The organism is Paenibacillus sp. LBL (assembly GCF_029893715.1).
GTDB lineage: Bacteria > Bacillota > Bacilli > Paenibacillales > Paenibacillaceae > Paenibacillus_AQ > Paenibacillus_AQ glucanolyticus.
In genome coordinates this window covers 19,496-45,630 of the sequence record NZ_JARXYU010000028.1, presented here as the reverse complement: position 1 = coordinate 45,630, position 26,135 = coordinate 19,496, and the positions used below count along the sequence as shown (strand labels likewise).

General features: G+C 50.4%; 32 protein-coding genes. 5 read left to right on the top strand and 27 right to left on the bottom strand.

Annotated elements, in window-relative coordinates:
* Positions 1-39: 39 nt before the first annotated feature.
* The 14 genes from gatB to uptA all read right to left on the bottom strand — a co-directional run bounded on the left by gatB (position 40) and on the right by uptA (position 9,480).
* Complete coding sequence (gene gatB / locus M2277_RS30395; RefSeq protein WP_036643465.1) at positions 40-1,479, bottom strand: Asp-tRNA(Asn)/Glu-tRNA(Gln) amidotransferase subunit GatB; 1,440 nt, start codon at positions 1,477-1,479, stop codon at positions 40-42.
* Positions 1,480-1,509: 30 nt separating this feature from the next.
* Entirely contained in the window at positions 1,510-2,967 is a 1,458-nt protein-coding gene (gatA, locus tag M2277_RS30390) for an Asp-tRNA(Asn)/Glu-tRNA(Gln) amidotransferase subunit GatA (protein WP_280756310.1), read from the bottom strand.
* Between the two features lie 20 nt (positions 2,968-2,987).
* On the bottom strand, positions 2,988-3,275 hold the full coding sequence (gatC, locus tag M2277_RS30385; protein WP_006212672.1) for an Asp-tRNA(Asn)/Glu-tRNA(Gln) amidotransferase subunit GatC: 288 nt from the start codon (positions 3,273-3,275) through the stop codon (positions 2,988-2,990).
* Between the two features lie 172 nt (positions 3,276-3,447).
* Positions 3,448-3,831, bottom strand: a complete 384-nt coding sequence (locus M2277_RS30380) for a hypothetical protein (RefSeq protein ID WP_006212673.1) — start codon at positions 3,829-3,831, stop codon at positions 3,448-3,450.
* 213 nt (positions 3,832-4,044) lie between these two features.
* Positions 4,045-4,821: an ABC transporter permease gene (locus M2277_RS30375; protein ID WP_280756309.1), complete on the bottom strand. Its 777-nt coding sequence runs from the start codon at positions 4,819-4,821 to the stop codon at positions 4,045-4,047.
* Entirely contained in the window at positions 4,818-5,741 is a 924-nt protein-coding gene (locus M2277_RS30370; RefSeq protein WP_036643468.1) for an ABC transporter ATP-binding protein, read from the bottom strand. Before M2277_RS30370 ends, M2277_RS30375 begins: the two co-directional genes overlap by 4 nt.
* Positions 5,738-5,932 (bottom strand): PLDc N-terminal domain-containing protein, encoded by a 195-nt coding sequence (locus M2277_RS30365; RefSeq protein ID WP_006212675.1) that lies wholly within the window; start codon positions 5,930-5,932, stop codon positions 5,738-5,740. Before M2277_RS30365 ends, M2277_RS30370 begins: the two co-directional genes overlap by 4 nt.
* A 34-nt stretch (positions 5,933-5,966) precedes the next feature.
* Positions 5,967-6,176: a hypothetical protein gene (locus tag M2277_RS30360; protein ID WP_006212676.1), complete on the bottom strand. Its 210-nt coding sequence runs from the start codon at positions 6,174-6,176 to the stop codon at positions 5,967-5,969.
* Positions 6,173-6,511, bottom strand: coding sequence for a YxlC family protein (locus M2277_RS30355; protein WP_006212677.1), 339 nt, complete (start codon positions 6,509-6,511; stop codon positions 6,173-6,175). Before M2277_RS30355 ends, M2277_RS30360 begins: the two co-directional genes overlap by 4 nt.
* A complete protein-coding gene (sigY, locus tag M2277_RS30350; RefSeq protein WP_006212678.1) occupies positions 6,495-7,040 on the bottom strand; it encodes an RNA polymerase sigma factor SigY in 546 nt (181 codons plus the stop codon). The genes M2277_RS30355 and sigY overlap by 17 nt, the downstream gene beginning before the upstream one ends.
* A 250-nt stretch (positions 7,041-7,290) precedes the next feature.
* A complete protein-coding gene (locus tag M2277_RS30345; RefSeq protein ID WP_280756308.1) occupies positions 7,291-7,482 on the bottom strand; it encodes a hypothetical protein in 192 nt (63 codons plus the stop codon).
* A gap of 178 nt (positions 7,483-7,660) precedes the next feature.
* On the bottom strand, positions 7,661-8,299 hold the full coding sequence (locus tag M2277_RS30340) for an MBL fold metallo-hydrolase (protein WP_036643471.1): 639 nt from the start codon (positions 8,297-8,299) through the stop codon (positions 7,661-7,663).
* Between the two features lie 2 nt (positions 8,300-8,301).
* Complete coding sequence (locus M2277_RS30335) at positions 8,302-8,868, bottom strand: thioredoxin family protein (RefSeq protein WP_006212681.1); 567 nt, start codon at positions 8,866-8,868, stop codon at positions 8,302-8,304.
* A 3-nt stretch (positions 8,869-8,871) separates the two neighbouring features.
* Positions 8,872-9,480, bottom strand: coding sequence for an undecaprenyl phosphate transporter UptA (uptA, locus tag M2277_RS30330; protein ID WP_006212682.1), 609 nt, complete (start codon positions 9,478-9,480; stop codon positions 8,872-8,874).
* Between the two features lie 151 nt (positions 9,481-9,631).
* Between uptA and M2277_RS30325 the strand changes: the two genes are divergently transcribed.
* Positions 9,632-9,946 (top strand): hypothetical protein, encoded by a 315-nt coding sequence (locus M2277_RS30325; protein ID WP_063477771.1) that lies wholly within the window; start codon positions 9,632-9,634, stop codon positions 9,944-9,946.
* A gap of 69 nt (positions 9,947-10,015) precedes the next feature.
* On the opposite strand, the gene M2277_RS30320 is transcribed toward M2277_RS30325, so the two are convergent.
* The 5 genes from M2277_RS30320 to yyaC form a co-directional block, all read right to left on the bottom strand.
* On the bottom strand, positions 10,016-12,181 hold the full coding sequence (locus tag M2277_RS30320; protein ID WP_280756307.1) for a tetratricopeptide repeat protein: 2,166 nt from the start codon (positions 12,179-12,181) through the stop codon (positions 10,016-10,018).
* 903 nt (positions 12,182-13,084) lie between these two features.
* Positions 13,085-14,266 carry a class I SAM-dependent methyltransferase gene (locus M2277_RS30315; RefSeq protein ID WP_076151654.1) on the bottom strand — a complete coding sequence of 394 codons (1,182 nt, stop codon included), beginning with the start codon at positions 14,264-14,266 and terminating at the stop codon, positions 13,085-13,087.
* Between the two features lie 32 nt (positions 14,267-14,298).
* Positions 14,299-14,991: a DUF6483 family protein gene (locus M2277_RS30310; protein WP_076151655.1), complete on the bottom strand. Its 693-nt coding sequence runs from the start codon at positions 14,989-14,991 to the stop codon at positions 14,299-14,301.
* 350 nt (positions 14,992-15,341) lie between these two features.
* Complete coding sequence (locus M2277_RS30305; protein WP_006212688.1) at positions 15,342-16,133, bottom strand: alpha/beta fold hydrolase; 792 nt, start codon at positions 16,131-16,133, stop codon at positions 15,342-15,344.
* A gap of 107 nt (positions 16,134-16,240) precedes the next feature.
* Positions 16,241-16,780 (bottom strand): spore protease YyaC, encoded by a 540-nt coding sequence (yyaC, locus tag M2277_RS30300; protein ID WP_036643477.1) that lies wholly within the window; start codon positions 16,778-16,780, stop codon positions 16,241-16,243.
* A 181-nt stretch (positions 16,781-16,961) separates the two neighbouring features.
* Between yyaC and M2277_RS30295 the strand changes: the two genes are divergently transcribed.
* Complete coding sequence (locus tag M2277_RS30295) at positions 16,962-17,189, top strand: DUF1128 domain-containing protein (protein ID WP_006212691.1); 228 nt, start codon at positions 16,962-16,964, stop codon at positions 17,187-17,189.
* 96 nt (positions 17,190-17,285) lie between these two features.
* Here M2277_RS30295 and M2277_RS30290 read toward each other — a convergent pair whose 3' ends face one another.
* The gene (locus tag M2277_RS30290; RefSeq protein ID WP_006212692.1) at positions 17,286-18,005 is read right to left on the bottom strand and encodes a pirin family protein; all 720 of its coding nucleotides are present in this window, start codon (positions 18,003-18,005) and stop codon (positions 17,286-17,288) included.
* Between the two features lie 66 nt (positions 18,006-18,071).
* Positions 18,072-19,076 (bottom strand): asparaginase, encoded by a 1,005-nt coding sequence (locus M2277_RS30285; protein WP_036643478.1) that lies wholly within the window; start codon positions 19,074-19,076, stop codon positions 18,072-18,074.
* A gap of 282 nt (positions 19,077-19,358) precedes the next feature.
* Between M2277_RS30285 and M2277_RS30280 the strand changes: the two genes are divergently transcribed.
* From M2277_RS30280 to M2277_RS30270, 3 genes are all read left to right on the top strand, one after another.
* On the top strand, positions 19,359-19,616 hold the full coding sequence (locus M2277_RS30280; RefSeq protein WP_006212694.1) for a GlsB/YeaQ/YmgE family stress response membrane protein: 258 nt from the start codon (positions 19,359-19,361) through the stop codon (positions 19,614-19,616).
* A gap of 51 nt (positions 19,617-19,667) precedes the next feature.
* On the top strand, positions 19,668-20,078 hold the full coding sequence (locus M2277_RS30275; RefSeq protein ID WP_006212695.1) for a YtxH domain-containing protein: 411 nt from the start codon (positions 19,668-19,670) through the stop codon (positions 20,076-20,078).
* A gap of 137 nt (positions 20,079-20,215) precedes the next feature.
* Positions 20,216-20,647: a DUF5665 domain-containing protein gene (locus M2277_RS30270; RefSeq protein WP_280756306.1), complete on the top strand. Its 432-nt coding sequence runs from the start codon at positions 20,216-20,218 to the stop codon at positions 20,645-20,647.
* 91 nt (positions 20,648-20,738) lie between these two features.
* On the opposite strand, the gene M2277_RS30265 is transcribed toward M2277_RS30270, so the two are convergent.
* The 6 genes from M2277_RS30265 to M2277_RS30240 all read right to left on the bottom strand — a co-directional run bounded on the left by M2277_RS30265 (position 20,739) and on the right by M2277_RS30240 (position 26,100).
* The gene (locus M2277_RS30265; protein ID WP_006212697.1) at positions 20,739-21,716 is read right to left on the bottom strand and encodes a magnesium transporter CorA family protein; all 978 of its coding nucleotides are present in this window, start codon (positions 21,714-21,716) and stop codon (positions 20,739-20,741) included.
* 124 nt (positions 21,717-21,840) lie between these two features.
* Positions 21,841-22,611, bottom strand: a complete 771-nt coding sequence (locus tag M2277_RS30260; protein WP_006212698.1) for a sigma-70 family RNA polymerase sigma factor — start codon at positions 22,609-22,611, stop codon at positions 21,841-21,843.
* On the bottom strand, positions 22,608-23,057 hold the full coding sequence (gene rsbW, locus M2277_RS30255; protein WP_036643480.1) for an anti-sigma B factor RsbW: 450 nt from the start codon (positions 23,055-23,057) through the stop codon (positions 22,608-22,610). The genes M2277_RS30260 and rsbW overlap by 4 nt, the downstream gene beginning before the upstream one ends.
* Positions 23,058-23,089: 32 nt before the next feature.
* Positions 23,090-23,413: an STAS domain-containing protein gene (locus M2277_RS30250; protein WP_006212700.1), complete on the bottom strand. Its 324-nt coding sequence runs from the start codon at positions 23,411-23,413 to the stop codon at positions 23,090-23,092.
* A 113-nt stretch (positions 23,414-23,526) separates the two neighbouring features.
* The gene (locus M2277_RS30245; protein ID WP_036643481.1) at positions 23,527-25,206 is read right to left on the bottom strand and encodes a response regulator; all 1,680 of its coding nucleotides are present in this window, start codon (positions 25,204-25,206) and stop codon (positions 23,527-23,529) included.
* Positions 25,207-25,227: 21 nt separating this feature from the next.
* Entirely contained in the window at positions 25,228-26,100 is an 873-nt protein-coding gene (locus M2277_RS30240) for a CheR family methyltransferase (protein ID WP_051449329.1), read from the bottom strand.
* Between the last annotated feature and the right edge of the window lie 35 nt (positions 26,101-26,135).

The following is a 26,135-nucleotide window of genomic DNA, read 5'->3' as shown; positions in this document are numbered from 1 at the left end:
AATAATTCGAGGGTAATGGTTATCTGCTGTTGTGGCTAATTATCCGTTCAGTACCTCAACCAGCAGTTTATTCGCCAGAGCAGGATTGGCTTTACCCTTGCTCTCTTTCATTACTTGCCCAACCAGGAAGCCGATCGCTTTCTGTTTACCTGCCTTATAATCCTCAACGGATTGCGGATTGTTCGCGACAACCTGCTCGACAATGCTCTTGATGGCACCTTCATCGCTGATTTGGACGAGTCCCTTCTCCTCCACGATTACAGCAGGCAGCTTGCCGCTCTCCAGCATCTCTTTGAAGACGGTTTTGGCGATTTTGCTGCTGATGGTGCCCTTCTCGATCAATCCGATCATCTCGCCTAAGCCTTGACCCGAGATCTTCACATCAGACAGCTCCAGATTGCCCGAGTTCAAGTAACCCAGCAAATCACCCATGATCCAGTTGGATACGGATTTAGCATCCTTGGTATAGTTTAAGCTGTCCTCAAAAAAGTCTGCCAGCAGCTTGGACGACGTGATCACCGCAGCATCATAGTCCGGCAAACCATATTCCGAAGCATAACGTGCCTTACGAGCATCCGGAAGCTCCGGAATCGTTGCACGAACCGACTCCTTCCATTCTTCGCTAATATGCACCGTTACCAGATCCGGGTCCGGGAAATAGCGATAGTCATGCGCCTGTTCCTTGCCGCGCATCGAGAAGGTTTTGGCCTGCGCTTCATCCCAGCGGCGGGTTTCCTGAACGATTACACCGCCTTCATCCAGCGTTTCAGCCTGCCGGAACTGCTCATATTCCAAGCCGCGCTGTACGCCGCGGAAGGAGTTCATGTTCTTCAGTTCCGCCTTGGTTCCCAGTTCCTTCTGTCCCCATGGACGAAGACTGATATTGGCGTCACAGCGAAGCGAGCCCTCTTCCATCTTCACGTCCGAGACATCACAATATTGCATAATCGCACGCATCTTCTCCAGATAAGCTTTGGCTTCCTCAGGCGTTGAGATCTCAGGCTCGGATACGATCTCAACAAGCGGTGTTCCTACCCGGTTAAAGTCAACCAGCGAGGCATATCCGCCGTCAACATGAGTTAGCTTACCCGCATCTTCTTCCAGATGAAGCCGGGTAATGCCAATCCGCTTCGTCTTCCCGTCTACCTCAATGTCAATCCAGCCGTTTAAACCGATCGGCTGATCGTATTGAGAAATTTGATACGCTTTGGGCGAATCCGGGTAGAAGTAGTTCTTGCGATCAAATTTGCTGACATCGCCGATGGTGCAATTCAGCGCCATGGCTGCTTTCATCGCATATTCCACCGCCTGGCGGTTTAATACAGGCAGTACGCCGGGATGGCCAAGGCAAATGGGACATGTATGTGTGTTCGGCGGTGCTCCGAATGCCGTGGAGCAACCGCAAAATATTTTGGAATTCGTATGCAGCTCTACGTGCACTTCCAATCCGATAACCGTTTCATATTTCGATGTAGACATCTATTGTTTCCCTCCTTCTCTGCCGCCGGTTTACAGTTCAGGGCGCCGTTTATGATGTTCTGTATTTTGCTCATAAGCATGCGCTACGCGCAGCACGGTCGACTCATCAAAGGCTTTGCCGATAATTTGCATGCCTACAGGAAGTCCGTCTGCGAATCCGCATGGAACACTCACGGCCGGCACACCCGCCAAGCTGACAGGAATCGTCAGGATATCATTCAAATACATCGTCAGCGGATCATCCACCTGAGTCCCCAGCTTGAAAGCTGTCGTAGGAGCCGTTGGTCCGATGATGACGTCATATTGTTCAAATACTTTATCAAAATCCTGCTTAATCAGGGTACGAGCTTTCTGTGCCTTCAAATAGTAGGCATCGTAATAACCCGAGCTGAGGGCATAGGTGCCCAGCATGATGCGTCGTTTCACTTCATCACCAAAGCCTTGGCTGCGGGACTCATGATACAGATCGATCAGGCTACCTGCATTGTCCGAACGAACGCCGTAGCGTACGCCGTCGAAGCGGGCCAGGTTCGAGGAAGCCTCCGAAGAAGCAAGCAAATAATACGTAGCAACCGCATAATCCGTATGCGGCAGGGAAACTTCATCCCAAGTCGCTCCCAGCGCTTCAAGCGCCTTCAGTGCGTTCAGGACGGTCTCCTTCACCTCCGCGTCAACGCCCTCGCCCAAGTATTCCTTAGGCACAGCGATACGCAGTCCCGCAATGTCACCCGAAAGAGCACTAAGATAGTCCGGCACGTCCACTTTGGCAGATGTTGAATCCATCTGGTCATAACCTGCGATAGCTTGCAGGACATAAGCGGAGTCTTCGACATTTTTAGTCAGGGGTCCGATCTGATCCAGCGAAGAGGCAAAGGCAACGAGGCCAAACCGGGACACCAGTCCATAGGTTGGCTTCAATCCAACGACACCGCAATAGGAAGCGGGTTGACGAATTGATCCACCTGTATCCGATCCCAGCGCAAAATATGCCTCGCCCGCAGCAACGGCTGCTGCCGAGCCTCCGCTTGATCCGCCTGGAACCCGATCCAGATTCCATGGGTTGCGTACGGGGTAGAAGCTGGAGTTCTCGTTCGAGCCCCCCATTGCGAATTCATCCATATTCAGCTTCCCGATTGTTACGGTATCTGCTGCACGCAATTTACCGACAACCGTCGCATTGTATACTGGCGTAAAATTAGACAGAAACTGACTTGCGCATGTTGTGCGAAGTCCTTCCGTTACGATGTTATCCTTAATTCCGACAGGAAGACCGAACAACAGTCCACGCGTGTCTCCTGCAGCCAGCTTATCATCCAAAACCTTGGCAGATGAACGCGCACCTTCTTCATCCAGCGTAATAAATGCTTTCACCCGATCCTCCGTTTCCGAAATGCGGGTGAAGGCTTGGTCAACCAAATCGGTGACCGAAAGCTCTTTGTTCTGGAGCTTATTATGTATCTCCGTTAACTTGTAATCAAACAGGCTCAAGTGTGTATCCTCCCTTCAGGCTATTCCAATACAGCAGGTACTTTGATTTGGTCGTCTTCCTCATCCGGTGCATTAAGCAGCACTTTCTCGATAGGCAAGCTCTCGCGCACTTCGTCATCTCTCATGACATTGCTGAGGTGCAGCACATGCGTTGTCGGCTCAACACCCTCTGTATCCAGTTCGTTCAATTTCTCGGCATATTGTAAAATCGCATTCAGTTGGCCGGTAAACATCTGTTCTTCCTCAGGCGTCAAATTCAAACGGGCCAGCTTCGCTACATGCTGAACATCCTTATCGGTAATGCTCATGGCTGTGCGTCCTCCTTCATGCCCCTGTCCTATTAAAGGGGTAAAGTCTGTCTCGATAACTTTTCTCATTATATTGTAGAAGCATGGAAGATTCAATCCAATCGGCTGAAGCTTTCTGCTTCCTAGGATACGTCTGATCACTTCAAAAAAGAGCCGGCCTCAGCCGACTCTTCTAAATCCAGGCACGCAGATTCACTTGTTTGATGAAATCCGCCTGGGACATTGCTTCCTTGGTTTCTTCTTCCTCTTCAACACTTTCTTCTAACTCGCCGTTCATCACTTGACGAAACAGCTTCTCATTATATGTCGACAGGGCGAAATCGATGAGCGCTTCCCGCTCGACCCGCTCGGCTTCCTGTTTCAACACGATCGATTCCAGCTCTACATCATCTGCCGGAACAAAAAAATTACGGTTGAGGCTCGGAATCCGAATGACGTAATCGAACGCATTGTCCGGATTTCGGTCATAAGCGATTATATAACCGTATTGACCAACTGGAAGATTCTGCTCAAAGGCGTCCGCGACGATTGTAATCTTTTCCCCTAAACGCAGCATCGTCTACCTCCTGAGTTGTCCATCCTTTTTTTAGAGATAAGAAATAATAAACTTCAGAGGTTTATCCTCCTTGTCTCACAAGAAAAACTTCCGCTACAGCGGGCTGTCTTTCGAGAAACTACGTCGATAGACGCTTTTCTTATCTTCATAGTCTACTAAAAAAAGATAGAGATGTCCATGCGATTCAGAATAAACCTGAATCTCCCATAGAAACTAGGATTGCGGAGATAACGGACTTCTTCTGAGCAGCCCTGCAGCAGCGATAATGGACAGCAGCATGATAAGCAAAGCAGCGATGACAGGTGCCCAAGCACCGGCTCCCGCACCCAGCATCCACTCTGCAGCCATACTGCTTAACCGGCCCGGACTCCACTGAAAACGGGAAGGCAGCAAGCCGGACAACAGCGAGAGAGCAGCCGCCGTTCCCAAGCTAATGAACGCTGCGGCAGGACCTCGAAGGACCGCACCAAGCGGAAGAACTAGCGTTACGATCCAGGCAAGCCATACAGCATACAGCAATCCGCCGCTCGCCACGGCCCCCCATTCCAAGGGACCAATGAGCTGATACGTATAATACGCTGCACCGGCAAGCCCAAGCGCGAAGGAAACCAACATTAAAGTCATCATGGCTGCCCATTTCGCGCCCATCATCGGCAGCGTGGATACCGTTCGGGTGAGTACAAGCTCAGCCGTACCGGTTGCCCGCTCCCCTGCTACGGTGTTCATCCCGGCCAGTACAAGCACCAGCAGTCCGATGGTACTAAACTGGCTTAACGTTGATGCCATGACACTATCAGCGGACGGAATCGTGAACAATGCCGCCGCTTCCGGAGGAACCTCCCCCGACATAGTTAAAATTTCCGGCAAATAATAAGTAGATACCGGCTGCATAATGCCAAGAAGCAGAAAAACCGCAGGAACCCAGATCCATTTGTAAGTACGGCTGGCTTCGAGCATCTCCTTTTGATAATAAATCCAGAACGGCTTCATGGGCCCACCACCTTCATAAACATATCCTCCAGCGAGGAAGTACCTGCTTCAAAACGGAGGAGTTCGATCCCGTTATCCGCAAGCTCCTTGATTAACGCTGCACGCGCTGCCCCCATATCCGTTACCGTCAGCTTCGCTCTGTGTTTGCCAACCTCTGCCTCTTGGACAAAGGATCGCTTGGAGAGACCGTGGAGCCATGCAAGTTCACGCTCTCCCGGTTCTACCTCAATGGAGAGGACCGGCTGCCGGTATTTGCTGCGGAGCTCGCTCAGCGCACCCTTCTCTGCAATTTCTCCGTCAACCATCAGCACCATGTCATCACAAATCTCTTCCGCATCATGAAGCACATGGGTGGAGAACAGAATCGTCACTTCTCCTCGCAGACGGTTCAGCAAATCCATGACCTCGCGGCGCCCGATCGGATCGAGTGCAGATACCGGCTCGTCCAGCATAATCAGCTCCGGCTCGTGCACAAGCGCTTGAGCAATGCCAAGCCGCTGCTTCATCCCGCCGGAATAACCGGAAATACGCCGTTTGGATGCTTGCTGGAGTCCAACCATCTCGATCACTTCCTGACTCCGCTGGAGCGCTTTTTGTCCGGACAATCCCGACAGCTTGGCGCTGAAAGACAAGTATTCCTTACCGCTCATCCAGCTGTAGAACTTCGGGTATTGCGGCAAGTAGCCAATTCGATGTCGCCAGTCGTTTGTTTGCTTATCCGCTGACCCATGCTTGATCTCTCCCCGTGTTGGGGGAATCAATCCTGCCAGCATGCGCAGGGTCGTTGTTTTGCCTGCGCCGTTCGGGCCCAGCAGTGCCGTGCAGCCTCCACGCTTCAGATCAAACGATATGCCTTTGACCGGCGTGATGCTTCCAATGCTTTTGGTAAGTTCATGAATACTCAGAAGTTTCTCCGTCATGTCTCCCTCCTCCCCGCGGCAAAATAAGCAATGCTGCCCAGAATGTTGCCGAGCAGTATAATGAGCACCCACATCCATCTCGGTCCTCGTATGTTCGCCGGTTCTGCCTTGAACAGTGAGACAAGACCTGTTACAGCGAGAATCGCTTGCAGTGCAAGGATCGGCCAAATCAATCCCCAATTAATCTCCATAATCATCCTCCTCTTTTCTATATAATGAAAGAACTTAAGGCTTGCGGCGGTTCTTGCGGATAACGAATATCCAGTAAAATATCAGCGGTGTCGGCGATGTGGTCGAGCCCCATATCCCCCAAAACCAAGCCATTTTGCCAAGCCCCCGCTTCCTCGCATCCAAGAACAGCCATGTCCCTTGTACCAGCACAAGTACAACGGCTGCAATAATGATCCAAATCGAGGACTCATTCATTTCATTCATGGAGTCCCCTTCTTTCCGGCAGATCTCAGTCTTTTGGAAAATAGAAGAGTGGCAATGCCCGCAATCATTCCGATCCCGTGAATGAACAGAAGAATAAGCGGCGCTGCCAGGGCGGCCAGCAATCCCCCTCCCACGATAAAAGATGCAACCAAGAGAAAGAGCATGAATTCATATCTCATCCGTCGCCGCTGACGCTCCAGCGTATGAACGGCCAGCATTTGCAGTCCTTCCATGGAAGGTGACGGCACATCGTCAAACAATTGATCTACCCGCTTCATCTCCGTGTTCAATCCTTCAATCCATAAATCGTCTTCATTCTCAGGTACTTTGGCCATCGTCACCCATCTCCTTTCGCAGCTGTTTAATGCCGTATGCTGTCCGTGATTTCGCTGTACCCTCGGGTATGCCCAGCATGCTTCCGATTTGATCATAGCTGTAGCCGTAATAATGCTTCAGCAATATCGCGATCCGGTGATCCTCGGATAAACGGGATAATCCGTCCAGCATATCCGTCCATTCTTCACCCCGCCGCTCCATCTGCCAGCGCATCCGCCTTGCCGCTTGAACCCCCTCCTGCTCCAGCCATTTCTTCTCCCGTTTCTTACGCCGGGCGTGATCGATAAACAGCCGCGTAGCAATCGTGATCATCCATGAGGAGAAGGACGAAGTTCCGTTATATCGGGCCATATTCTCCATGCATCGAACGATGGTGTCCTGTGCCGTATCCTCCGCGATCATCGGATCCATTGTCACTTTAAGCAAATATTTATAGAGAAAGGAGTAATGCTGCTTGAATAGTTGGGCCATCGCCGCAGCATCTCCCCGCTGCGCTTGCCGTATCAAATCCTCTTCATCAGGGAGCATGATGAACTCATCACCTTCTTTCGTCTTGCATACGTAATACGACGAACCCGATCCAATCGTTCAAATGGTTCATGCCTTTATCCTGTACCAAATGATGTAATTTATATAGGTCCCATTATAATGAGACTTAAATTCGTCAGGAAGTCTGTAAAACGCACAAAAAAATAGCAGCCGACCATGTTCCGGCTGCCTTCGCGATTAGATTAAAATTAAAACTTCATGATGAGGGTGTCAGGTTTGCATTCCAATGTCATTCATTAAATCTTATACATTGCAGCCGATGAAACCATGGCTGCTGCGCTATTCCCTCGTCCTTCACGAGCCGGTCCCAGACAACCGAAGTTATTTCCGTCTGAGCTGGCCGCTTCGAATCGGGTTGTCGATCAACTTCGTCGCTTCTTGTAACATTCCCGTTCAACAGCGATAGATGATCCTTCCTCAAAGGCGCTTCCCCCTAATCACGTCCATGCCAAAACTCCCCATAAAATAAAAGAACGCAAACCGGGATAAATTCCACAGTCTGCGTGCTTCGCAATGGGTAACATTTAATTAACCGTATTGTATCAATCTTGTCTTAACTTGTCCAGACAAATATTCCCGGTTTTTGTCGGATGTTATCCTCACCGACTCGCGGAGACGTAGGGGTTCCGCTGCTTTTCATAGCCAATGGTTGTCCTTGGTCCATGTCCAGGGTAAACAACGACCTCATCAGGGAATGTATACAGCGTATTTTGAATGGAGTCCACTAAATCGCGCTCACGGCCGCCCGGAAGATCCGTGCGTCCCACACCTAAACGGAACAGCACATCGCCCGAGAAGAGATCGTTTCCACTCCGAAAACTGACGGAACCCGGGGAATGACCCGGCGTATGATAGACCTTGAACGTATGTCCAACCAACTGCAGCTCCAGTCCGTCCGCCAAATCAAACTCCGCCGGTTCGGTTGACAACGGCGCACTCACCTGCGGCCACATCAATGAGCCGTTAAGCTTCGGATTGGTCAGCCAATCGCTCTCAATGGAATGCAGATAGACGGGACAGCCCTTTAGCTTGCGGATTTCCTCGACGCCGCCCATATGGTCGAAATGTGCATGCGTCAGCAGGATGGCTTCAATCTCCAAATCGGCAATCCGCTTAAGCAAGGGACCCGGGTTCATCCCCGGGTCGATAATAACCGCTTTGCCTTCCACGGGGCCTGTCAGCAGGTAGGCGTTTGTCTGAAGCGGTCCTAAATTGAAGGTTTCAATATGAAGTGTCATGATTAGAATCCCGAGATCAGTTCGCGCAATTCCTTAATAATAGCAGCGTGAACCTCGTACCCTTCTCCATAGGCTTGAATGATGCTCTGACGTGCTGCGGCAAGGTTATCCTGATAATCCGGTGCTTCACGATCCGGGTTGTCCTGCTTGAACTGAATCATGAACTTCTGTACGTGTGCCGGACGCGGTCCCCATGTGCCGAGAACATGACCACCGGTATCGGAAATAATAACAACCGGCACCGAGCGCCCACCCATGGTTAGAAACTCATCCATCACATCCAGGTTTTCTTCCATAATAAGCACTTCGGTCTCGATTCCCGCCGTCTCCATCGCACGGAACACCACAGGAATATTACGCGCAACATCACCGCACCAATCCGCTGCCAGAATAAGGACCCGCAGGTCATCGCGGAAATTCAGACTCTCGAAAAATTCCTTGTCCTCTTCATTCTCCCAGGCAAACTGTTCATACCCTGCCTTGAAGGTGTCCTGATTCTTCTGCATGCCATCCATAAACTGCTGAGGAGATATGCCTGTTCCCAAATGATTTGCCATATTCATACTCATTCGTTACGACCTCGCCTTCGCTGATTTTATCCATTTTATCAAAAAATAAAGAATCATGACGGCCAGTGCCCCCAGCAGAATTTCCTGCACGTATGGCCCTGCCTTCTCATCGATGTGCTCCCACTGGTCTCCCAGAAGCAAGCCAAGGTATAAAAATAATGCCGTCCACGGAATTACGGCTAATGTGGTCAGAAGCGTAAACCGGCCTACATTCATCTTGGATATGCCGGCCGGAATCGATATAGCGTGTCTGACAACAGGCACAAACCGGGCCGTAAAAATAACGCCCGTGCCGTACTTGCCAAACCACTCCTCGGCGTAATCAATATGCTTCTTCTTAATCAATATGTACTTCCCGTACTTCTCCAAGAAGGGTCTTCCGCCGTAACGGCCGATCCAATAAATAAACAACTGTGCCAATACGCCGCCAATGGTACCGAAGAGCATGGCCCCCAGAAAATGAACCTCGCCCAAGGAAACCAGATATCCCCCATATGCCAATACGATCTCACTCGGGATGACCTCTACCATCAAGCCGAGCATGATGCCGAAATAACCCAGTTGCTGGATCCATGCAAACAATTGACCGACAGCCTCGTAAAAGAATTCCACGCCCGTCCCCCGCTTCCCTACTGCGTTGATTTCTTATACTAGCCTATTCTAACACAGCCCGGGACATGCCTTCTACTGCGCCCATTTATAGGCGGCACAGTGACTTCCGCCCGTTTCAGGACATATGGTGAAGCAAAGGAGTGAGTCACGTATGCATTCTCCCCATGCCAAACAACCCGGCAGCAAGCCCCCCTCCCCCCGCGGTATCAGGCGGGCCTGCAGCAAAGAATTATACCGAACGACCAAACGCCTCAAGCTGTACATTCCCCCGGAAAGCCTGAAGCAAGGAGAAGAATTGTATTACCGGAAAGTGATTGGCAACCTGATCTGGATCCACGATAACCATAGCAACAAAAAGCTGCTGTGCGAGTGGTGGGAAAAAGAGGTATGCAGTGAGCTGGCAGAGTTATGGGAGGTCCCGGAACGCCAGTTGGCTTCCGCGTTCCGGGATGCTTTTGGCGGGTAGCCCCTGCTGCCTTCAGTTGCCATGAAACCCTAAGCGTAACAAGGAAGCGGCATCCTTCGACTCATGATTTCACAATCGGTGGCCTGGAGAACTTAAGCGTTTATGTCCTAGACCGAGCCTGTTCTCCAGACGCTTCGCTTGTCGGTTCGCAAGCATGGTCAGATAAAACTCCCGATCATTTCGAAGTTGGGTGATGTCATGAAGTCCTCCGGCAAGAGAACGATAGCGCTGCAGGATGGCCAGAGCAGACCGAGCTGCTTGGATCGATTCGGCCTGCTCTCCTGCCGTATGGTGCCAGTCCGCGAGGGAGGCCAGCTTCAGCACGGCTCGGGTTTGCTTAACTGCATTGAAGCGGTCCAGGGTTAGGCTCCTGTCATACCAAGCCGCCGCTGCCTTTGATTCGCCTCGAAGGGAATACGCTTCTGCCAGCCTCCAGCTAAGCCCCGGGTGTTCGGGTGCATAGACCATACTCCTCTTCAGCAGCGGGATTCGCTGATTGGGCTGCAGCCGATCGGACAAGCTCATTGCTGCACTCGTGTTGGCAGGATTCCACTTTAATGCGGATTGGAGCAGCGCGATCTGCCCTCCGTCTGAAGCCGATGCAGCAGCACGGCGGTTGACTTCGCTGTTGCCCAAGGAAGCTGCGAGAACTGTCCAGCCCAGCAGCATCAGGATGGCTGTCAGACTGAGCAGCCTCCAAGCCGGATGGGCCTGTTTTCCTTCCCGGACGACCGCTAGTAGTGGTACCGCCAGCTTGAATTGCCAGCGCCTTTGCGCTGCAGTATGTCCATGCCGGGGCTCCTGGCCGGAGATGCCTTCAGCCAACCCGATCGCTGCGATCCACAGCAGCATTAGCCATACCAGTCCAAAACTCCAGTCAAAATCGACTGCCGCATGCGCGATCAGCACGATGGCCGGGGGCATGGCTCGGGGGTTTGCCTGCATGAGCTTGGTCAGAACAAAGATCAGCAGAATAAGGACGAGTCCCAATCCGATGAAACCTGTGTCCAGCAAAATATCAATATATCCGCTGTGGACCTCGGCTCCGACATAAGGCTGGGACTGAATGGCAAGGTACGATTGGCGCCACGTCTCCCCTCCCCGTCCCAGCCACAGCGACGACCGGGCCAGCTGCCACGCGTCGCTGTACATGAGGCGGCGCGCGCTAAGCGTTGCCGCGCCGCCAAGTGCCCGATCCTGCACCTGCAGCAGGATCAGCACGCCTGCGGCGGCGACGAGCAGCGCCGCCGCCACCGATGCCCCGGACGCGGCATATCGCCGCCGGGGCCCCGCGCTGTGCCGCCAGCGGCACAGCAGCAGGCCGGCGAGGACGCCGCCGGCCCAGAGCCCGGCCAGCCACAGCAGGCCGGGCAGCACCGCTGGAGCCAGCTGGGCAGCAGCCAGCTGGCGGTACAGCAGCGCCGCGCTTGCCAGAGGCGCGGCGGCAGCCACAAGGAGCGGCGCGAAGGCACGCCGCTCCTTGGCGAAGCCGGCCGCGCACGCGAGTGCGGCCGCGAGCCAGGCGCCGCGCGACTCCGTCAGGAGGAGCGCGGCGGTGTAGGGCAGCAGCGGCAGCAAGGCCGCCGCTGCGTGGAGCGTGCTCGTCCGAGTCCATGGGACGGACGGCAGCGCGAACAGCCGCTCCAGCAGGAAGGCGGCCATCACGGCCCCGAACGTGTTCGGGTACTGAAGCAGTCCGCCAAGCCTCGCGCCCGTCGCGCTGATCGCCGCATCCGCCGTATAATGAATCCCATACGGCAGCTCCAGGAGCCCGTACACGGCAAGCAGCGCACTGCCGCACAAAATCGCCCCCAGCAGATGCCAGCCCATCCGCATTGCCTTCAGACCCTCTGCTGTACGGCACACGCTCCATGCAGCAGCTGCAAAGGCTCCATAACCTCCCCACAGAACGATCTCCTTCATCGTACCCTCCAGCGACAGCGGCCCTCTGATTCCATGAAATCCATAAAGCAACAGGATGCCGCATATACACCCAAGGATAACGGGCAGACCTCTATCAAACAGCAGAGTATCCGGCATCATGACACGATGAACTGCCGCCACCCTCCGGCGTGTTCCGAACATCCGTACTCCCGCCATAAGCAGCAGGAACATACCCAAACCTGTTCCGATCAGATATATGTCCACCTCAAAGAACATACCTGTACGAACACCAGCGACAAGCAGAAGAACGATCAGCATCACAGCCCCATAACGACATGTGGTCTGTACCATGAATGAACACCCCGATTCCATAAGGAATGTGTGTGTATCCCTCGCATGTGGATGCTCATTACAAGGCTTTCATCCATTCGGCTCTCAGGGTCAACACAACCTATTATCCATTTTGGACAAGGAACCACACGGCTATTCTTATGGAACTGGCGGTGAACTCCTGGCTGGATTAGGGGATGGTTTACAGTACGGTCCATATTGTCCGGCTCACAGACGCAAATGACTTTGTAAAGTTGTCTAGAAGCAGAAACAACGCTGGGACCAATCGATTCAGAAGAAGATCAGGACAGGCGTATTGAAGAAGAATTTAGAGTCTTCGGGTTTTGCAGAGCCCTATCTAGCCGGTTTGATTATAGCCTCTACCTAAGCATTGAATCCCTCTCCTCCCACAGCAGCCACAGCATCAGTGTAATACTGTTGAGAGGTATGACACTGTTGGGGAGTGTGACACTGTTGGGGAGTATGACATCATCCTAACGGACCAGGGAGAGGTTATTTCAACGAAATCGAGAACTTGTAAGAACTAACGGACACCACAGCCCTTTTTCGGCATTTGAACGCATCTTTGGGGTTGTTTTTGGGCAAATAAGAACCCTCATGTCCGTTAGCAAATCAAGCTCTGGTTTTTATGGCAGATAGGACCCCTCATGTCCATTAGCAAATCAAACTCTGGTTTTTATGGCAGATAAGCTCGCTCCAGTCCATTAGCTTCACCAGTCATCCAAGCAAACCTCGGACCACGCACCGTGGGCGTGATGAATACATTAAGAGGGTCGATTGTTATCGCATTCCAAAGCATCCGTCAAGGTGCTGATTTCAGATAGAGCATACTTTCTTATATCATAATCAAAAAACGATGAAAGTGAGCTCTCGCACTTTCATCGCTCACAGGGTCAACGCGAATTATTTTTTTGCATTTGGCAATAAATCCTGGCACGCTCGCTCAAGATATGGCGAAGCGCTCAGAAAATCGCGAAATGCGGTATACTCCTGCCACAGCTTATCCCGATCACCGGCCGAACCGCTGACCGCACGGATCAGGATATTCTTGGGCGTATGCTCCATATCGATAAACTCCAGAAGCTGCGTTTTGTACCCCATCAGATCCAGCAGCTTGGCCCGGATCGCATCTGTCGCAAGCGCCGAGAAGCGTTCTTTCAGAATACCGTGGGACAGCAAAGGCTCCATGATGGGACTCTCTACTTGGGCGAACAGCTCATGCTGGCAGCAAGGCACCGACAGGATGACCGAGGCCCCCCAACGGACCGCTTTCTCCAGCGCTGCATCGGTTGCCGTATCGCATGCATGCAGCGTAACCACCATATCGACCTGCTCCTGTTCGTCATATTCCGCAATGTCGCCGACAAGAAACCGCAGTTGGTTATAGTTCAGTTTTTTCGCCAGCATACTGCAGTGTTCGATCACATCCGCCTTTAGATCCAATCCGACAATATTCAGCGTTCTGCGTGCGGTTACCGCCAAATAATGATACAAGGCAAAGGTCAGGTAGGATTTACCGCAGCCAAAATCGACGATGGTCAACGGACGGTTCTCCGGCAGATGGGGAAGAACATCCTCAACCATCTCCAAGAAACGGTTAATCTGCTTGAACTTATCGTATCTGCGGGCAAACACCTTGCCATCCTCGTTCATAATGCCCAGCTCCACCAAAAACGGAACTGGCTCCCCCTCTTCGAGAATGTACGTCTTTTTTCGGTTATGGGATAAATCTGTCTTCGTCTTGGAAGGCGATTTCGTCAGAATCGAAACCTTGTATTTCTTGGATATCAGAACCTGATAATCCGCTTCCGGTGTGTAGATCATCGCCTGCCGGAATACATTCTCGAACAAGTCCACCAGCACGGCCTCCGCCTCATCCAACGGCACGTTCTGATGGGTTACCTTGGTGCCCGAATAATAGGCGAACTGATAGTGGAGCTTGTTCTTGAGATCTACGGGCTTGATCGTCACCTTGCTGTAGGTCATGCCTTCCCGCTTGCGAAGCTGGCTCAGTGTAGCCGTAATTAATGATCTTTCTTCCATGATGTTATGAATCAATTTTCTTAATGTATCCAAAAGGTACATCTCACTTTCTTTATGGTATAGACAGGGACAGGTTAATCCTGACGGATAGATTGCTCGCCACCGTCCTCCTCCGAATGCTGGAATCGACGGTGAAGCTCATCCATTCCTTCGCGGACTTCCTCAAGAGGAAGCCCTCCATTGACTAGCTCTTCAGGCGACTTCAGCTGTAATCGTTGATAAAACTGCAGCGCTTCGTTATATTCAATCGCACGGTGATCCAGCAATTGATAAAGGATGTTCTCGGCCTCCGCATACATCCCCTGCTGCTCCGCATATGCATAGTAATCCCGCGAAGCGGTGTCAGGCAATGCATAGGACTTTAAACGCTCCCTCACGATGTGTATCCGTTCCGGCAAGTTCAGGAGCTTGGGATCGGCCCCTTGCAGGGCAGCCTTCAAATATAACTGAAAGACCTTGGTATAGAGCAGCGCTGCTGCTTCTTCACGCTCCAACTCAAGCAGAATGGAGGCTTCCTCTTCCATTAGTCTTGCAGCACTCTGCAGCTTGTCCGCCTCCAGATAGCCGTGATTTCGAAATAACTGCTCAATATCGGAAGCAGACAGTGAGCGAAGCAGCTGGGAATTCAACCGGAACTGCCGTTTGAATAGATCATCCAATTCCCAGAGCGCTTCTGTGTGCTTGCGCTCCTGCTTCAGCGAAAACACCTTGGCAATCATCTGTGACATATCCTCTATAAGACGCACGAGATAATCCCTGCGAAACATACGCTTGCCCCCTAACCTGCATCACTTCGAATGCAGCGTATTCATCTAGTGACCTGATCGTTATATTTCCAATGTGAGTTCCGCTGCCGGACACTCACCTGTGATCGCTGGGCAGCTTCGCAGATTCCCTCTGCGGCGCGCCTTCATTACTCTAAGCTCAATCTAGATTAAATTGTAGGCTATCCGGGATCAGAATTCCAGTAGCGCGGGGTAACCTTCAACAACACAGCACTGATCAGCCCAGGATGGATGATGGGAGCAAACCAAAACACATCATGAAAAAAATAAAACGGATACCCCGATTCAAGGGGTATCCGTTTATTATAAGCTATACAAGGGTTGTCATGCGTTTATTCATGTTCAAGCTGTTCCATGAAAGACGTAATCACTTCGCCAAGTTTCTCCGGCGTCTCCATCATACTCATATGTCCGGCACCTTCAATCACAATGCGAGTTACATTGTCATTCTCTGTCGTAAAGGTACGCTCTGCTGGAATTAATCCATCCTTCTCTCCGGCTACAAGCAGGATAGGCAGTATGGATGCCGAAAGAACGTCGCGTCTGTCCGGACGTTCACGCATAGCCAGCGCCGCCCCTATTGCTCCCTGCGGTGGTGTCAGGTAGCCTATCTCCTTCGCCCGCTGAATACACTCCGGCTTGGTATCCTCTGTGCCAGGAGCGAATAAGCCGGGCACCAACCCGTCAACGAAAGCAGTAATGCCTTCCCCTTGAATGGTGCTAACCGCCTTCACTCGTTTCTCCTTCGCCTCATCCGAGTCCGGATAACCCGTAGAATGAATCAGGCCGAAGCCGTTCAGACGAGAAGCGTAACGCTGGGCGAAGGAGAGCGTAATATAGCCTCCGAGGGAATGGCCAAGTAATGCAGCCTTCGGAATATCGAGCTCATCCATTAACTGGAGTACATCGTCTGCCATCTGTTCGATGGTATAAGGTCCCATCGGTGCGTCAGACCGTCCGTGTCCCCGGAGATCCGGTACAATGACTCTGAAGCCTTGAAGAAATGGCAGAATCTGTTCCCAGTAGGCAGAGCTTCCGCAGAACCCGTGAAGCAAAATGACCGGCTCACCTTGTCCCTGATCAACATAACAAATCGTGCTGCCGTTGCATTGTACTTTTTCCATAGCGATACCCTTCTTTCTATTCAGCGGATGCCATTTGGTAGACACCCATTATTTTATAAAGAATGATCTATATTAAACAGAATCAACCCAGGCTGAAACGCCATGCCTTATGTCCTAAGATTAAAGGCCAATGCCGCTTGCCGTGCTATCTCCTCCGCCATCCCCATGACTTGGTAAAGGGACGTTACCTGCAGGGTCCAATAAGGCTTTGGACCCTGAACATTCACAACGGCTGCCACACTGTAATCTCCCACGGAAGGAAGCTTCCCTCCGACAGACTGGGCTGGTGTCAATGGACCTTCACTCGTAAAGAAATAACCGACAGAGGAAGCCTGCCCCAGACACGCATCAATGGCAACAATCACCTTATCCGCGGGTATCCCGTTCAGTCTCGCTTGAAGATTGAAGGCATCACACGGTTCAGGCAGCGTCCCAACCACGTGCGGGAACCCATATGCCGCCAGCCGGCTTCCCGTCAGCGGTCCCAGTGCATCCCCCGTTGAACGATCGGTACCAATACATAAGAACACAATGCTTTCGATTGCATGCCGCTGCGAGATCATTTGAAAGAAAACCATCAGTTCGTGGCCCGACATTTTGGCCTTGGCGGCATATACGATTGGCGGTTTATCAGCTTGTTCGCTCATGACGGACCTCCTCATTAATCCATGCTCCCATACTGCTTACCGATGCCTTTGAAACAGGTTTTTTCCTGATTTTAACCTATTCACGTCCACAATGGCAAAAACATTGGTCGAGCTGCACAGTAACATGATACAATACAGGGATGAAAATCGTAAATCCGCCGAAGAGAGGATGGTGTTACACATGAACTTGAATGAAAAATCGCAAGCGAATGTCGAGTATATGATTGAGCAGATCAAAACAAAGCTTCGGATGGCTACAGGCGCTGCAATGCAGGCTTCCGCCTTCTCGGTTAACCAATACGATGATATTTATGACTTGTATGATATGGTCATGAATAAACAAAATCTCAGCATATCCGAAGTGGAAGCCGTAGTATCAGAACTCGGCCAGCTTCGCGGAAATCATTAAATCGTAAAGAAACCAAGCAGATACCCATTCCACGGCAAAGCCCCCGGAACTTCGCTAATGAAATTCGCGAGTTTCCGGGGGCTTTGCCGTCCTAATCTATGGCATATCAATGATAACTACTTCCGAGTTCCCCTCACTTGAGTTCCCCTGGAAGGTCAGCTCATGACGACGCTGTATTCTGGCGGCGTCACCGGATGAAATATCAAATACTCCGTCTTCCGATGATATTTCAACCTGGCCGCTGATAACGTACACATGCATTCTCCTATCCTCGGATAAGCTGTACGTCAGCTCTTTGCCTGTCTCGAGTATGCTGCTGTACATCACAACATCCAATGATTGGGGCAAGCTGCGTTCACCGTCACCCGATCCGATGATCGGAAGCATCTGGTTTAATCGCTGTGCTTGTGTAAAGTCGCCTTGGTGATGACTGGCCTCAAGACCCGGCTCAGCAGGTAAAAACCACATTTCCAGATAACGGACATCTTCGGAGGAAGACGCATTATTCTCTGCATGATATACACCCGAGCCTGTATTCACAACATGAATCGTGCCTGGGGTAAGCTCCATAAACTTCCCCTTATCATCCTCATACGTTAACTTGCCCTCCAGCACCAAATGGACAATCACCAAGTCATGATGAAACCTGCGATCAAAACCCTCCATCGGTTTCAGCACATATTCATTATGTGCGAGTAGGCTTCCAAAATGCTCATTATGCGGATCTGTATAATCTCCAAAAGAAAAACTGAATTCACTATGAATACCATCATCATGGGTAGTATGTCTTTCCGCAGCCGTCATGATCTTAATCATGGCCGGTCACCTCCGCCGTTTTTACTATTCTAATACCCCGGCGGATTTCGATCTAATCATTCTTGTTTAAACGCGGGTCAGTATAAATTCAGTTTCGGCCCTGCCTACCTTGCGTCCCTCATCATTGAATAGATCCTTGGGATACGCGGCTTTCAGCCGCTGGAGGGTCGTCTTATTGCTGTATCCGATTTGCTCCAGTATGGACTCCACAATCCAGCCCCACTCTTCCTCTGAACCATCTGCGATTTTAAACGAAATACCCAATCGCTCCTTCTTCAGACCAAAACAGTACACCCCTTTAAAGCCCCCTTTTGCCACCACGTTATCATCTTCCAGAAGGAGGGTGTCCACTTTGTGGTTCCCCGCAACCATATAGGGAGATGCATTCATAGCCGATGTGATCGTAAGGACCGCCTTTCGCGTAGGCTCATCCTCGATCCGGTCAGGGGATGCAAGCTTCATATAGGCGGTGGCCAGAGCACGGAGCGGCATAGCAAATACCGGCAGTCCGCATCCATCCGTGCCTAGACGAATATCGCCGGGTGCCAATCCGGCCAAATCGGAGACCGTTCCAAGAATCTCCTGCTGAAGCGGATGTTCCGGATGGTCATATCCTTTAAGCGGGTATCCCGCCATCTGGCAATAGGCAAGCATGCCGTAATGCTTGCCCGAGCAATTATGGTACCATTTGCTCTTATCGCTTCCTTCACGCAAAAGAGATTCCTTGCTTCCTTCATCCAGCGGCCAACTGGATGCGCAGACCATATTGGACTCCCCAATGCTTACCTTGCGGGCAAAGCGCTCCAATACTTCAACATGGGCCGGCTCTGCCCGATGGGAAGCCGTCATAATCGCAATTTCCTCTACTGTTAACCCATAATGATCTGCCAATCCCGAACGGATGGATGGGATTGCCTGCAGCGGCTTGGCGGAGGAACGCGTGAATGCGACATATTCCGGATCTCCTGCATAGGCTTGAACGGCTCCTTCATCATTAACAATACATATATGTCCATTGTGGACGCACTCCACTATATCCGCTCGATATTCCTTCACCAATACAGTATCCATGTTGCACGACTCCTTCTATAAACCGTCTATGACAGCATCGTTCCTGAAAAATTCGAGTGTTTGTGACATCGAAATAGATCTTTAATTCGATAATAATTGCAAATCCTTATCCAGTATAGTACAAAAATCCGCAAATGACAGCAGGGTAAATTCCGCAGAGGATGGACATTTCATTTTCTTCCCCGTTTCCCGTCTGCCCTGTTTCACGATGTGGCCTTACGTTTAATTACGAGATAAGCAAGCCCACACGAAAAACATTGCTCTGAAAAAGGAGGCGATCCTATGTGGGGAATCATTATCAGCATCGTGATGGCAATCATCATCGGGATTATCGGGGATGCGCTGGTGGGTCATGAAATGCCGGGCGGAATTATCGGATCCATGATCGCAGGTTTTGTAGGTGCGTGGCTCGGACCGTGGCTCTTCGGAGCATGGGGCCCTGTAATTGGCGGATTTGCCATTGTACCTGCTATTATCGGTACGGCCATCTTTGTATTCCTGCTCGGTCTTGTTGCCAAATTGTTTAGACGCACAGCCTGATACTCGTGTTTATATGTTTAAACTTTATATTAACTAAAAGGAGTGAAAGTTATGAATCACACAGAACAAGAAAATCCAGTACAAGGCGGGTCCACATTCTTTAGAGGTGCTTTTATCGGTGCATTGGTCGGAGCAGCAGCAGCTCTATTGTTCGCTCCCAAGCCAGGCCGCGAGCTTCGTGGCGATTTGTCCGAGAAGCTGAGCATCGTAACCGATAAAACCAAGGAAGTTGCTTGCACTGTAGGCGATAAGGCTTCTGAGCTGGCTAAAACCGTGGGCAGCAAAGCCTCCGATGTCATGACAACGGTAAATGAAGGCCGTCAAAATATTATGTCCAGCGTTAAGGAAGTCTCAGCGGATGTGTCCGACGAGGTATCCAGTGCTTCCAAAGACGTGAAGGAAAAAGCGATGGACACCTCTTCCGATGTCAGCCGTGAAATAAAATCGACTACGAATTATTAATTCGTGAGGTCACGAAATAGCCAGCTGACAAAGCTGGCTATTTTTGTGCCAGAGCGTTAGAAGGTTACTTGTTATTAGTGTATTGTTCTGCAGGTGAAATGACACGGGGCATCTGCCTAAGAAAGCGGGGATATCTCATGAGCAAAGCCAATCCATATAACAGCCGCTCCAGCCTCTCAACTCGAAGCGGGGGGCATTCCAGACCACATGTGGAAAAGCGGGAGGAATCTGCATCAACCAAGGAAAGGCACTCCAGCGCGGCAGATGATGTTCAGGAGCACCCTTTCGAGCTCCGGCATGAAGTGAAGAAGCTGAACACTCGTCTGGACAAAATCGCGGCCACCCTGGAGAAATCGGAAATGAAGGATATGATCGACAATTACATGAATCCCAAGAAACGCATCATTGCCAACCTCACGGCTGGGCTGTCCCGGGGGCTCGGTCTAACCCTGGGCACGGCTCTTGTGCTTGGTCTCTTGGGCTACATTCTCAGCTTCTTTGTCAATGTACCGATGATTGGAGATTTCATCTCCGATCTGCAAGGATATATCGATCAATCCAAATCCTAGCCAGCTCTCGCTGCATACAAACAGCCCGGTAACCTAAGCAGAAGCAGGTACCGGGCTGTTATGACGCTAAATTTTCCTACTAACCTTGAATTTATATGTTTCTGTTTTTGGACTTCACGCGGAGCAAATCACCCGTCCATCCTTTCGCACGCAACCAGAGGTACATTCCACCGGTCCACAGCAGGATGAAAGCGCTGATTGCCGTAAATCCCCAGAATGTTTTAATAGCCGGCAGGTTCTCAAAATTCATTCCCCATACGGCACCGATCACCGTGGCCGGTGTGAAGACGACGGTAAAAATCGTCAGCGTCTTCATAATTTCATTGCCGCGGAATCCGGAGATGGCATCATCAATAGAAACAAGGGTATCAATTTCGCGCTCATAATGGTGGATCAGCTGCTCCAGTCTCTCCACTCTGTACTGGAGCTGCTGGAAGGAGCGGCTGTCATCCAGTTGGTTATGATAGCCTTCCCTAGCGGCGGCAACAAGCTCTTGAAATGGGATAAACAGATTACTCCAGTCCAATAACTCGAACCGGGCCGACAGGATCTTATCCATCAAGGTTCGCCGGTTGCGCGTGCGCATATCACTTTCAACAAGCCGAAGATTGCATTCGAATTGATCCATCCCTGCATGATAATAATGCAGAATCGCCCGTGCCAGAACAAACATGCCATCTGCAGGCCCCCGGCATTGATGGAGCATGGATGTTCTCTCCGACTTGGCCATCACACTACGGGTATGGTCATCCAGATTAATGGTAATCAGCACATGATCGTCCAAATAGAAATAGAACTGTTCCGACTTGTGATGATCAGGATCGGACGTAACCTTATAGAGCATGGTCCCCATAATAACGGTTTCTACGCCCTCTTTGAAGCGAACGGACAAGTAATTCCGATCCTTTAACGTCGATGCCAGATCAAACCATTCGGACGTATAGGGATAACGCGTTCGAAGTTCACCAATCCAGGAGGATTGCCAATCATCCGTTCGGACATCATGCCACTGCCACCCTCCTGCAAAAGTATATATATCCTGACCCTCCGCTCTATCTGGCGCAAGCATACTCTCTTTGCCACTCCCTTCTATTTCAATCCGGATATTGCGGTTCCAAAAAGGCACGCCTTCCTATAATTGAGGAAGCGTGCCTTATGTTCCCATACGTCTGTCACTACGGGGCTTGTCCATATCAGTAAGATGAATTGGACATAATCTGCTTCAATTTTTCCGTTGCCCGCTTCTGGATACGCGACACACTCATTTGCGATACTCCAAGTCTCTGAGCAATGGCCCGCTGGGACTGCCCTTCCTGGAATGCCAGCAGCAGCACCTTCTGCTCCTGTTCCTTCAACTGACTCATCGCCTGCTGAAGATCCATCCGCTTCTCCACGGAATCAAAGTCATTCACATCCGAGCTAATCAGCTCTCCAAGCGTTGCTCCGGTTTCTTCCTGAGATAATGGGGAATCGAGTGATACGTAGTGATAGCATTCCCGTCCGGCTAACACCTCGACGGTTTCTTCAACGGATAGATCCAGATAAGCTGCAATCTCATTCACATCCGGAGACCTCTCCAGCTTCACCATTAACTCATCAATTGCCTGCTGGACCAAGGCACCTTTCTCCTTGATTCGTCTGGGTACTTGAATGTACCACGACTTATCGCGGAGGAAGTTTTTCATATGCCCAATCATGCTCTTCATGGCATAGGGCTCGAACGGAATCCCCAGGCTAATGTCGTATTGCTGAAGCAGACGGATTAATGCCATCTGACCCACCTGATATAAGTCCTCATACAGATCCGGCCGATTCCGGGCAATTTTGCCCGCAGCCATTTTGACCATCGGCTCATATTTCTTAATCAGCACCGTTGCGATATCGTTATCCTTCGTCTGCTGATACTGTTGTATTAAATGTACTGCTTCATCCCTGGACTCTGGGGGAGTCACCTTATCACTCATACCCGCTCCTCGCTTCTTGCAAGCCGCTTCGTAAGCATAACCTCGGTTCCCTTTCCAGCCTGGTTTGTTACGCTCACCTCATCCATAAGCGCCTCCATCAGGTAGAAGCCGAGTCCGCCGATTTGGACCTCACTGAGATCTTTATCATGAAGTGAACGGTTACCAACCGCTCCCACACTGTCGAAACTCTCCCCTTCGTCTCTGACCGTAATGGATAGCGACTCGCTAGTCACTTGGAATAATACCTCTACCATTCCGCCTTCCTGACTATACGCATACAAAACCGAGTTATTGCAGGCCTCAGACACTGCAACCTTCATATCTTCAATCTCTTCATAGGAGAAGCCCATCTTGGAAGCTATCCCGTACAGATTCAGCCTTACGATATCCACGTATTCAGCACTGGCAGGCAAATTAAGTGTTACTCTTTGTACATCTGAATTCATTCTTTTCGATCCTTTCCTATTGGGAATACTTCTTACGACTGAAAGAACTTCGCAATACCCGTCATATCAAACAGCTTCTGAATTTGCGGCGGAACTTCCTCAACTGCAAAACGGGCTTCCATGCCGTGTCTTGCTTTCAGTATCGACAGAAGAATACCAATACCTGTACTATCAATATATGTCATGTCCTTCATGTTGACGATCAAGTCTACTTCGGAATTGCCGACAAGAGGTTCCATTACTAATCGAAAATCCGGAGCGACGGACAGATCAAGTTCACCGCTCAAAAATACAGTACATACACCCTCGCTCATCTGAGTCTTGGCATTGAACTTATCATTTGTTTTTGTATTCATAGACACTCTCTCCCAAATAATTTGTTTTCCCTTTACATAACCCGTTATCTAACTCGTTGAAACAGGTTGAAGGGGAATGTGGCCGTGCTAATATATGGAAACGAATCTTTTCCCTAACCGTTAATGATTCGAATGGTGTTTGGACGGTTGTCCCAGTCGTCCGGTTCCACTGGTGTATATCGGGACAACAGGTGCTTAACGCAGCTGATTTTGACCGGCTTGCTAATATATTCGTCCATTCCGGCATCCGAGCAGCGCTTCTGGATACCATCCATCACATTGGCTGTCATGGCAACCAGAATAGGTGCATCCGCTCCATGCTTCATCTGACGGATCAGGCGTGCAGCCTCCAGGCCATCCATAACCGGCATTTGCAGATCCATAAAAATGATATCGTACACTTTAGGACCGGCAACCATATCAACCGCCTGCTTACCGTCCTCTGCCATGTCCGCGCTCATTCCCATCTTTTTCAGCATGCTGTCCATCAGCTTTCGATTAATCGGGTGATCATCCACAATCAGGATGTTGGCTTGTCTCTCCCCATGGACGCGAAATTTATCGGTAGGCTCATCTTCTCGCCGTCGATAGTCTCCTTCCTCATAGGTATGAACACACATCGTAAATACGAAGGTGGCACCCTTATTTTCCTTGGATTCCACCGTAATGTCCCCACCCATCATCTGCACAAGGGATCTACAGATGGCAAGTCCCAGCCCTGTCCCTCCGTATTTGCGGGTCATGGAGGAATCAAGCTGCGAGAATGGCTTGAACAGCCGATCGATTTTCTCTGATGAGATGCCAATCCCCGTATCCTTCACCGTAAATTCGAGGGTTAACCGGTCCTCTTCGACTTGGGTCAGCGATACAACCAAATATACTCCACCCTCATTGGTGAATTTCACAGCGTTGGATACCAGATTGACCAATACTTGGCGAAGACGTCCCATATCGCCAAATACCATCGACGGAATACGCTCCTCAATGTAATACGAAAGCTGCAAATTTTTCTTGGAGGCTTCTCCCGAGAACAAACCGAACACTTCCTGCACACAAGACTTGAGATCAAACGGATATTCCTCCAGCTCCATCTTGCCGGATTCCATCTTGGAGAAATCCAGGATGTCATTAATGATGTTAACCAAAGCATCCGCGCTGTTGCGGATGATCGTTGCATACTCCCGCTGCTCTTCCTGAAGCTCGCTGTCCATCAGCAAATCGATCATACCGATCACGCCATTCATCGGCGTACGGATTTCATGGCTCATCATCGCCAGAAACTCCGTTTTGGCTTTAACGGCAATCTCCGCTGCTTCCTTCGCCTGCACAAGCTCATGATTGATCTTCTCCAGTTCCAGCGTCTTCTGATGCAGCTGCATGGACTGGATCTTGAGTCTGTTATTGGTTTGGTACATATCGACAAAACCCTCGATCTTGGACTTCAAGATTTGAGGGATAAAAGGTTTAACCATATAGTCGATTGCACCTGCCGAATAACCCGCAAAGAGATGCTCCGCATCCTTGCTGTTTGCAGAAATAAAGATAATCGGAATATCCTTTGTTTTGTCTCTCGCCTTGATCAGCCTTGCTGTTTCGATACCGTCCATACCGGGCATCTGTACATCCAGAACAATCACAGCAAAGTCATACTTCAAGAGATACCGCAGAGCTTCTTCCCCCGAAGTCGCTTTTATTAGCGTGTATTGCTCACTGTCCAGAACAGCTTCGAGTGCAAGTAAGTTTTCAGGGCGGTCATCTACCAACAGAATATGAATCGGTTCGTGAAACCCCATGAGATCCTCCTACAAAACTTTCTATTTAATCTTCCGGTAAATTTTCTCGACCCGGTCAAGTGTCTCATAGGCTTCACTGTAATTCGTAAAGTGGATGGACTCTTTGGCACCCAGTACGAGAATACCGAAATGGCTTAGACTCTCGTGAAATAATCCGTGCACATGATCCCGCAGCTGATCATTAAAATATATCATGACATTCCGGCAAAAGATCACATTAAACTCGTTAAAGGAACGATCCGTTGCCAGATTATGTTCTGCAAAAATCATGTTTTTCTTCAAATACGGTTGAAAAATAACCGAGTTGTACTTCGCAGTATAATATTCGGAGAACGAGCGGGTTCCGCCCGCCTCCATATAATTCTTGGTGTACTGCTTCATGCGTTTGATGTCAAACACGCCTTCCTTGGCCTGCTGGAGAGAACGCGAGTTCATGTCCGTCGCATAAATCCGGGATTTTTCATACAGCCCCTCTTCATGAAGCAGAATCGCCATGGAATACACTTCTTCTCCAGTTGAGCAGCCGGCGTGCCATATCCGTATATACGGATACGTACGAAGCAGAGGAACTACCGTCTGCCTGAATGTCAGGAATAATTTGGGATCCCTGAACATTTCCGTGACGGGAATGGACAGATTATATATGAGCCGTTCAAAACAAGAACGGTCGTGGAGTACTTTATCCTGAAGCGCGGAGATCGAGGATACCCCTTCGGCATGCACATGATGCCAGATTCTCCGCCTCAATGAAGGAATAGCATAATTACGAAAATCGTAACCATAGAATCGGTGAATACCTTCCAAAAGAAGCTCCAACTCGATCTGCTCCAGCTCACATTCGCTATCCTCTGTTATCAACAGTTGTTCTGATTCAGTATGGTTACTAGATGACATAACGGGTGCACCGCTTTCCGAGTGTTTATTTGCTA